Raw genomic sequence first — 9,986 nt, forward strand, 5'->3', positions numbered from 1 at the left:
GTGACAGGTGACAGGTGACAGGTGACAGGTGACAGGTGACAGGTGACAGGTGACGAGAAATAATTTTTTGACTTTTTTCTGCCCCATGTAAAGATTTATATCTGATTCGATGAGCATTAGATATATATCTTTATAAAATTAGATAAAAGTTTTAGCGCAAGGAAATCATTCATGCCCTATACCAACGAAGAAGGCGGACTTTTAAATAATTTTGCCCAAGAGCCAAAGGTTTATCAAGCAGAACCTCCTACAGCCACACAGAAGCGAAACTACATCATTTTAGGATCTGCTGCCGCGATTTTGGTTGGTGGTTTAATTTTTGTCGCCTTCTCTGTTTCTCATGTCAGTTGAAAAGACAAAATTTGATTGAAAACTTGTCTTTTGTCTCTATTTCAGGTTTCTTTCTCTAGAAGCCTGCTTTTTTATTTTTTGTTAAGATTGTTTTCTTTATAGTAAATAACTATTTTATACAAGTAAATTCATAAAAACTTAACAAATCAAGATAAAAAGTAGAAAATTTAGTATATTTTTATCCTGATTGTCGTAATATCCACTTGTTCATAGTCATAGTTTAGACATTAATACTGCTTTGATGCACCCTGTAGAGAGTTTAAACTAATTTTGGTTGTACCTTGGCCATTGAGCTTTCATGAGCGTGAATGATACTGCACACTCCGATAATTCTGCTTGGAATCGGCAAGTATATCATCGCCTAAAACTTGCCCTGAGTCTTGGTTTACGGCGACAGATTTTCTTGGCTGTATGTGATGATTTACACTTACGAAATCAAGTAGCTGCCCGATTGCATTCTACTTTGGCTTATCCAGTGGGGCAAGTTCTATATCAGCCAGCTGATGGACAGGAAAGCAGCACACCGGCTTATCCTCGATTAGTTACATTGCGCTTAAATTTAAATGAGCCAAATCCTATAGAACAAATTAATCAATGGCTGCATGATTATCCACCACCCGTAGTAGGCGCATCGAAGGATGCTCCAGGAAGGCCTTTACCAATACCGACATTTCAAATTGTGGGTGTGGAACAGTTGACTAAACAATCAGTGGCGAGTCAACGGTTATTTTTACATTTTTTACGCTTAAGCGAAGAGTATTTTTCTGCTCAGGAATCGAGCCGATTTTTAGAATCTAGTGTGCTGTTGTGGGTATCGCGTCCTTGGTTATCCGCTATTCAACAGTCAGCACCACAGTTTTGGCGTTGGCGGACTGGTGTGTTTGTATTTGCAGGAGAACCCACACCCACAACACAAAATACATCTCATCCAGAACGTTTTCCCAGTTCTAAGAGTTTAAACTTAGAAAAACTGGAAAAATCTATCTTAGATGATTTAGCTATAGAAAAAGAAGTTACAACTACAGTCGGAACAGAACTTGAGTTTAGGGAGGGTCTGGACTTCCCAGGACAAACACTAGCTAATCACGCAAATTTAAAAGATGATTCTTCCGACTCAATTGTCCAAGAATTAACTAATCAGCAAAAACAACCAGAAATTAGGTCTAATCAAGTTGATAACTCATCACTATCGGCATTGTCTCATGTGAGTCAAGAGTTGATAGACCTAGTATTAGCAACAATTAAAACAATAACAAATCTAGAGAGTGAAGATGAGTGGCAAGTAAAAGAACTGCTTTTGGAGATTGAAAAACTACACTCACAAAAAGCTTCTGGGGAAATGCTAGCGGCTGCTTATCACCAATTGGGTAATCTTTATCGCTTGCATATTGAGCAGGGACAGCCAACTTTAGAGAACTTAATGGTGGCAATTATTGCTTATCAAGAGGCAATTACTTACGATGAAAATTCGCCACAGATGCCAGATACTTTAAATGATTTAGGTACACTCTATTGGATGTTGTCTCGCACGCCACCCAATGTAGAAGAGGGGAAAACTTATATAGAACAGGGGATTGAATTTTATCAATTGGCTTTGAAAATGATTTCCCCAGAGACGCATTTAGATACTTATGCACGGATACAAAATAATTTGGGGACAGCCTATGGTGATTTAGCAAAGTTTGCTAGTCCGGCGGAGAATTGGCAAGAAGCAGTTGTAGCTTATGGTGAAGCTTTGCGTTACAGAATGGTAGAATCAGATCCTTTAAAGTATGCGGCCTGTCAGAATAATTTAGGTACTGCTTACTGGCATTTAGCACAATACAATCAACCAGTTGTACATTTAAAGAAAGCGATCGCAGCTTATCAACAAGCACTGGCTCATTACAATCCTCAAGCCGAACCGCTTAAGTATGGAATGATTCAAAATAACATTGGTACAGCCTACTGGAACTTGGCACAATATGAACAACCAGGGGAAAATCTCCAGTTGGCGATTGATGTTTACAATGAAGCGTTAAAATATCGGACTCCGGCTCATGTTCCTAGTGCTTGTGCTGCGACACAAAATAATCTGGGTACGGCTTATTGGCATTTGGCGAACTTTGCTCAGACTCCTAAAGAAGCAAGGCAAAAGTTACTGCAACTATGTATTCATGCTTATGAGGAAGCCGTTGCTTTGGCTAATTCTCTCGGTAGTGCGTCGTTAAGTTTTGATTTATTTGCTACCCACAATAATTTGGGGCTTGCTCATTATCAGTTAGTTACTGATAATACCTTTAATGGGGATAAAGCAGTGCGATCGCAACATCTAGAAGCTGCATTAGATAATCATTTGCTAGCCTTAAATGGTTTGAGCAAACAACCGGAAGCTTATCAAACGACTTTCGCTTATGTGGTGAAAACAGTCCGTGCTTTTCACAATGAATTAGGTATCCAAGGACAAAATTTGGCTTTATCTAAAGTCCCTGGACATTTGCTAGCAGAAATTTTACCGAAGTTGTAGTGATCACTCGTCTCAATCGCAGCAAAAAACCCCGGCGAAACTAACCGAGGTTGATAGGAGAAGTCCGAATTACGATGAGATACAGCGATACCGAAATCTAAAAAGATTAGCTAATGCCCAATGCAACCAAAACTAACGTTGTGACGAGCAATGTAGCAAACGCAGCCTGTAAAGCATATTGACGTTGTTGCTCTTGGTTGGGGTAGGTAGCGTAATACATCTTGGGTTCTGTTGCGTAGTTATTTAAAATGCCGCTTTCGTTAACGGTGGTATACATAATGTTTTCCTGTATTTGTTACTTTATGTAAACTAATTTAACAATATTGTTACAAAAAGTCAATAGGACTTGACAAAAAATAGTAGATGACTGTAATTAGAACTACTTATATTGGGGCATTTTATGAGAGGAGAAAAGCGATCGCATAACCACCCAGCGTATCTGAATGCCTACTGTGGGCGGGTTCGCCATCGCACTCCGCGCAGTGTTAGAGGCGATCGCAGGTTGGCATATAGCTTTTTTGCACACATCTATCTATACTTGACGCAAGTGCTGATTAACAAACTGCTATTAACCCATTTTGTTCGCTGAAAGCGCGGATGGGTGGGTGTTAAAAATTCAATTGGCAAAATAATGGCTGAATTCCCCTCAGTACAATACTTTGAAGCAATAATAATCACTTAAACACCCGCGCGTCTTATCTGGACTGGATTTCAGCCATTTGTACCCAATTTCAATAATATGGTTTATGCTATGATTGTCTCGTCCGCGCATCCGAACCTTGAAAATCAAATACAGAGCGGGTTTTCAGCTACCGCTATTGCAATTTCACTAACTCCCTATCAGGGATTGAAACATCTCAAAAAATAGTAGATTCAACCCACTAATATTGCAATTTCACTAACTCCCTATCAGGGATTGAAACAAACCCAATATTGTGTCCTATGAAAGACTTACGCGATCGCGCAAATATTGCAATTTCACTAACTCCCTATCAGGGATTGAAACTTATTTTGCCTAAAAAATAAGTAACTTATCTCATAATTGCAATTTCACTAACTCCCTATCAGGGATTGAAACAAATAACAGTTTATTGTCTGGTAGTTCTTCCTCATCAATTGCAATTTCACTAACTCCCTATCAGGGATTGAAACTTGCCGTTCTAAAAGCAAGTATGCGGCTTTCTATATTGCAATTTCACTAACTCCCTATCAGGGATTGAAACACTTTAGGCATAGTGTAGCGATGTATAGTTAATTCGATTGCAATTTCACTAACTCCCTATCAGGGATTGAAACAAGTTGGAATTTCAGTTAGAATTACACGATATCATTGCAATTTCACTAACTCCCTATCAGGGATTGAAACCTAAGCCGTAACCATCAAAGGCAAACACAGCAACACAGGAATTGCAATTTCACTAACTCCCTATCAGGGATTGAAACGAAGAATTTGATATTATTCTAAAAGAGTTTATGCTTATTGCAATTTCACTAACTCCCTATCAGGGATTGAAACAGAAGACAACCCGACAATATTTGACTTTTTAGTATTGCAATTTCACTAACTCCCTATCAGGGATTGAAACGAAAGACTTTGAATTTTTGCCCGTAAAAGTGCCAAGCGCATATTGCAATTTCACTAACTCCCTATCAGGGATTGAAACTTCAGTAGTGGGATGAATACCTGCAATTACTTGAATTGCAATTTCACTAACTCCCTATCAGGGATTGAAACACAACCGTGATACTACTTGATTTATAAAGCTGATTTATTGCAATTTCACTAACTCCCTATCAGGGATTGAAACAATTACCAATCGAACAAACAAACAACGCCAGAAATGATTGCAATTTCACTAACTCCCTATCAGGGATTGAAACAGTTGATCTAAAGTTTCGCAGTCCTCCAACTCTTCAAAAGATTGCAATTTCACTAACTCCCTATCAGGGATTGAAACCGGCACAATCATTTTTATTTGAGGGTTATACTCAATAATTGCAATTTCACTAACTCCCTATCAGGGATTGAAACTTGTGCTTTGCAGAAACAAAAAACATCTAAGTATAATTGCAATTTCACTAACTCCCTATCAGGGATTGAAACTCAGATGTCCCCGCACTATCCACTGATTTAACTCGTTTCCAATTGCAATTTCACTAACTCCCTATCAGGGATTGAAACATTTGAGCCTCTGTTGTTAGCAGCCAGAACAATAGATTGCAATTTCACTAACTCCCTATCAGGGATTGAAACGCGCGGCTTTGCAGAATCGGCGGTATTATTCAGAATTGCAATTTCACTAACTCCCTATCAGGGATTGAAACTTTTACCATCTTTGTTTCTAATATTCCCGTATCCCATATTGCAATTTCACTAACTCCCTATCAGGGATTGAAACGCACTATTCTTGATGCTGCCGGAGCTTTGGAGAAGATTGCAATTTCACTAACTCCCTATCAGGGATTGAAACCAGTATCTTCCCATCCAATAAAGTGATTGGATGGCGCAGCCCATGCTGTCATTGCAATTTCACTAACTCCCTATCAGGGATTGAAACGTCCAAATGGCGCAAATTGGGGACTCCCAGGCTTTATTGCAATTTCACTAACTCCCTATCAGGGATTGAAACCAATTTTTGGGTACTGTTCCTTGGGCGCAATGGAGTTCAGATTGCAATTTCACTAACTCCCTATCAGGGATTGAAACAAAAAGATTAACAGAGAAGAAACTCAGGGGGAGATTGCAATTTCACTAACTCCCTATCAGGGATTGAAACACCTATGCTATTGGTACTTGCGGCTAACAGGTGATAATTGCAATTTCACTAACTCCCTATCAGGGATTGAAACTTGGTATACCTCCGCCTCCTAAATTACCTGCACCATTGCAATTTCACTAACTCCCTATCAGGGATTGAAACGAATAGTGGCTTACCATTCCTTTCATTGCCAATAAATTGCAATTTCACTAACTCCCTATCAGGGATTGAAACAGTTATGCCGGATAGTTGACTGGTTTTGTTAGATGATTGCAATTTCACTAACTCCCTATCAGGGATTGAAACCTCTTATAGGCATCTTTTTATCTTTAAGATAGATGATTGCAATTTCACTAACTCCCTATCAGGGATTGAAACAAGTACAGAGTTAATCTACAAGTTGAAACTGTGGTGATTGCAATTTCACTAACTCCCTATCAGGGATTGAAACTTATAAAGGATACGAGGAAGTCTTGGAAGGGGATTGCAATTTCACTAACTCCCTATCAGGGATTGAAACGAATATGTGTGGACGTTCCCATAGTCCCTTGAATATTGCAATTTCACTAACTCCCTATCAGGGATTGAAACGCCTGACATAAGCGATTGACGTACCAATTTATGAGTAGCATCATTGCAATTTCACTAACTCCCTATCAGGGATTGAAACATATAAGGATATAACTGAAAAGACATATTACAAGATTGCAATTTCACTAACTCCCTATCAGGGATTGAAACATGATTTAGTTCCTGTGGTGTGTAGTGGTTTAAAGTATCAAGATTGCAATTTCACTAACTCCCTATCAGGGATTGAAACATATTTAAACTACATACACTAGAGTGAAACTGATATTTAAATTGCAATTTCACTAACTCCCTATCAGGGATTGAAACTTTAAAGAATAACGGTGAACTGGTGAGTAATAAAGCACATTGCAATTTCACTAACTCCCTATCAGGGATTGAAACCTCGGCATCTTGGGCTAGCTGAAACTTATTCCTTGATTGCAATTTCACTAACTCCCTATCAGGGATTGAAACTTACTATTAGCTTGAGTGCTAGCCTTCTTTAGCTTGATTGCAATTTCACTTAATCCCTATTAATCCAGCTTTTCGGTTTATTCAGCAAGCCCTATTTAGAGTAATTTAAGTCCACGTTGGTAAATTTCACGCGCATAGTCTGTCCACATTCCTTGTCCCCAATAGCGGAAGCAACTTGTTTGTAGTAAAAGATTGTGTACTAGTGCTTGGCGATATTCAGATGTTTTTGTAATAGATTTTTCTGAATTATTCAGTAGTAAATTATCAAACTTTTGATGAAATAAACTGCTTAATTCATACATGGGAGACAAGACATTTTCGTATCCTTTTACCCAACTAATATGATTCGTCCAAGATGCTCCATCCATGTGAAAATGTGGGTTAATTTGTTTTAATTCTTGGATAGCATTTTCTACAGCTTCAGTTTGACAATTTTCTGGGTTGACTCTTTGCCATATTTGGTGTTGTCCTACCGGTTGACACTCAGGAAAGTCTTCTGATTTACAACCAGCATCGGCGATTAATTCTAAATATTCTGTGCCACACACTCCCACAGTTCCCGATTTACCGCCGCCGTTATTTGCCATATCCCCCCAAGCTTGTTTAAAAGCACTGGGAAATTCATTCATCATTACGCCGCCGTTTTCGCCATCACCAATTTGACTGACTATTGGTGGTATCGATACGTTTCCTAATTTTTGTGGAGATAGGGTTTTGGCTTCATAATAAGGTTGCATCTGAGCGACTAATTTTGTATCTGAACCTTGGGTTTTAATTAAGGCAGTAATACTAATGGTTTCGCCTTGGGAATTACGAGCAACTAAACGATGTGGCAAATGTTTGTGAGTTAGAGATTGACCATCAATTGTTTCTACAGAATGTTCTTGCACAAGTAGCCAACGATAGCCACATTCTTTGAGTGCTTTGATAAATGCAAATAAAGTATCTGGGTGATTTGGTAAGTGCATTTCTGGCGGAGAAAATCCTTTGACTCGCGCTAATGCTTCCCAGCCAAAAATTGCTGCAAAATGCTGTTGCCATGCCAATATATGCAATTTAATATCTGGTATGGGAGTAGATGGTATGACAGCATGACCCCACATTGTCCCCAGCCATTCTACATAGGGTTGATAGGTGCGATCGCCTCCGGCGGAGCGTAGCCCATCGCAAGTAATGCGCTTGAGGTTGTCTATAATATCGTTGCGTCCCATTTGGCTGAGTCCCCACAGCAGATTACCAGAGTAATCGAGCATGACACGGGGATTGCAACCTTGGTTTACCAGTTCGGGAATGAAATCCCCCATGCGGCTGTAGCAATAAGCAAAAGGTGCGGCGTTGTGGTTGTCCCCTTCCTGGGGATGTTCAAACATATATTGCAGATTATTGATGAGTTTACCATCATGACCAGCCGGGATCGTCGGTTGGTGCATATGTAAGGCGATCGCAAATACTGCATTGATATTTTCTAACTTGAGGTTGGTTGTTGGTAAAAATATTGGTGCATCATGGTTAACAACTCTTGTCACCTCTGCTTCCCAGCCGGAAATGTTCGGTAAGTCATCAATCTTTTCTGATGGAAGGGTGGTAGGAAAATCCAGCATAGCTGATGACTCCGAAACAAAGAATACCTAATTATCTAACTGTGAGCCAATTTTGGATAGCCTTGATACCAAATTGGCGACATGATTTTTTCACGCAGTAGACGCTTTGCGGCTTCCCGCAGGGTGGCGCAGAGGCGCAGAGAGGATGAGAGTTGATCTCATAACTTCCGTGGAGATACGAAAGCTAGCATATTTCTGGAGAACACAAAATCACTCAAACGCTGGATTCTGGTGAATAAGCTGGGTTTTGCTGGTGTTTGTGGTTTTGGTGGTGCGGCGATTTTTAAAATTAACTCCAGCAACCACGGTGCTAAACGTTGACACCACACAGCTAGATGACTTTGCCATCCTACTAGAATTTCTGGAGCATCTTTTTCTAGTCCTGTGACTAGTGCTTTGGCTACTTGCTGCGGAGTCATGGGGATCACCCAGCGAAATAGTTGCAAGTCGCGCACCATGTCTGTGTCGGTGAGGGTGGGTAATAAGGCTTTTACTTGGATGTTGTACTCTGCTAGTTCTTGGCGCAAAGCTTGGGTAAAGCCTAAAATGGCAAACTTCGTAGCTGAATACGTCGCCATTGTCGGTGCAGCGACTTTCCCCATTAAGCTAGAAACATTGATAATTGTCCCCTGTCTTTGGCTAACCATGCGTTTGGCTATGAGACTGGTGAGGGTATACATTCCCAATAGATTCACAGAGAGTTCTTCTTGTACTTGGGGGAGTTTGGAACGCAAAAAAGAGTTTTGGTAAGCTACCCCTGCACAGTTAACTAGTAGGTGAATTGGCCCGTAAGACCGCCACAGTTGAGCTATGGCAATATTTACCTCTGTCGCTTGCGTTAAATCAATTGCTAGTGTTGTAGCTTGAACACCCATCGCCTCGATTTCTTGGGCTAATTCTCTTAACTTTTGGCGATCGCGTGCTACTAAAATTAATCGTTGTATTCCTTGTTCTGCTAATTCTATAGCGATCGCTCGCCCAATCCCACGGGAAGCCCCTGTAATTAGAGCAACTTTGCCTTGAATATTCATGGATTTTTACCTCCAAATTCTGATTCTTACCCCAGTTCGTCATTAATTAATCAGCACAAACCTCAACACCAGGGAAGACAAATAATTAGTTGAATGTCCAGTCAGAACACCAATTAGCCTGTAGCAACGACATATTTTGGGCTTAATCTGCATTATTCATAGATTGCAGATTGCAGATTACAAATCAATTGTTCCCGCAATTGGCTGAATAGATATAGCTCATAGGTTTTACCTCTCCTTAATCAGAGCGTTCATCAGCATCGTTGTCACTACACACGTTAGCAATTAAATCAAGGACTTGCAATCTTTTTTAATAAGTATTTCTTAATACTTGTTTACAACGCTATATATAAACTACTGAATATGCAATAAGTTTTTATGAATACTACCCAATGAATATCGTGATCCCCTGACAATTGATATTTAGATTATAAAAAACAAAAAATTGTCATATAGAAAACATACAAAAGACATTAAAAAGACATATTTGTTAGGAACAGTATTGCTCAAATTGTCGTCAGCAATTGTACTGAAAATAGTAATTACTATTTACTATTTACTAATTACTATTTAGTCATGAGTCATGACTCATTAGTCATAATGCTTTTTACCTTGTCACCTATCACCTATCACCTGTCATCTGTCACCTGTCACCTGTCACCTGTCACCTGTCACCTGTCACCTGTCACCTGTC

General features: G+C 39.7%; 6 protein-coding genes and 1 CRISPR repeat array. Of the genes, 3 read left to right on the forward strand and 3 right to left on the reverse strand.

Annotation, left to right across the window (positions count from 1 at the left end):
* Window positions 1–171: 171 nt before the first annotated feature.
* Both psb34 (ACM0OR_RS26720) and ACM0OR_RS26725 read left to right on the forward strand, forming a co-directional pair.
* Complete coding sequence (psb34, locus tag ACM0OR_RS26720; protein ID WP_323265268.1) at window positions 172–351, forward strand: photosystem II assembly protein Psb34; 180 nt, start codon at window positions 172–174, stop codon at window positions 349–351.
* A gap of 298 nt (window positions 352–649) precedes the next feature.
* The gene (locus ACM0OR_RS26725) at window positions 650–2,857 is read left to right on the forward strand and encodes a tetratricopeptide repeat protein (RefSeq protein WP_414579444.1); all 2,208 of its coding nucleotides are present in this window, start codon (window positions 650–652) and stop codon (window positions 2,855–2,857) included.
* Window positions 2,858–2,963: 106 nt separating this feature from the next.
* Here ACM0OR_RS26725 and psb34 (ACM0OR_RS26730) read toward each other — a convergent pair whose 3' ends face one another.
* Entirely contained in the window at window positions 2,964–3,134 is a 171-nt protein-coding gene (gene psb34, locus ACM0OR_RS26730) for a photosystem II assembly protein Psb34 (protein WP_414579445.1), read from the reverse strand.
* A 123-nt stretch (window positions 3,135–3,257) separates the two neighbouring features.
* Between psb34 (ACM0OR_RS26730) and ACM0OR_RS26735 the strand changes: the two genes are divergently transcribed.
* Window positions 3,258–3,446, forward strand: coding sequence for a hypothetical protein (locus ACM0OR_RS26735; RefSeq protein WP_414579446.1), 189 nt, complete (start codon window positions 3,258–3,260; stop codon window positions 3,444–3,446).
* 228 nt (window positions 3,447–3,674) lie between these two features.
* Window positions 3,675–6,660: a CRISPR direct-repeat array (repeat unit 37 nt; unit sequence ATTGCAATTTCACTAACTCCCTATCAGGGATTGAAAC).
* 95 nt (window positions 6,661–6,755) lie between these two features.
* Here the strand turns inward: ACM0OR_RS26735 and ACM0OR_RS26740 are convergent.
* Both ACM0OR_RS26740 and ACM0OR_RS26745 read right to left on the reverse strand, forming a co-directional pair.
* Window positions 6,756–8,261, reverse strand: a complete 1,506-nt coding sequence (locus ACM0OR_RS26740; RefSeq protein WP_414579447.1) for a glycosyl hydrolase family 57 — start codon at window positions 8,259–8,261, stop codon at window positions 6,756–6,758.
* 158 nt (window positions 8,262–8,419) lie between these two features.
* Entirely contained in the window at window positions 8,420–9,292 is an 873-nt protein-coding gene (locus ACM0OR_RS26745) for an SDR family NAD(P)-dependent oxidoreductase (protein ID WP_414579448.1), read from the reverse strand.
* Window positions 9,293–9,986 lie beyond the last annotated feature (694 nt).

Origin of the sequence: Anabaena sp. CCY 9402-a (assembly GCF_963920945.1) — a bacterium.
GTDB lineage: Bacteria > Cyanobacteriota > Cyanobacteriia > Cyanobacteriales > Nostocaceae > Trichormus > Trichormus minutissimus.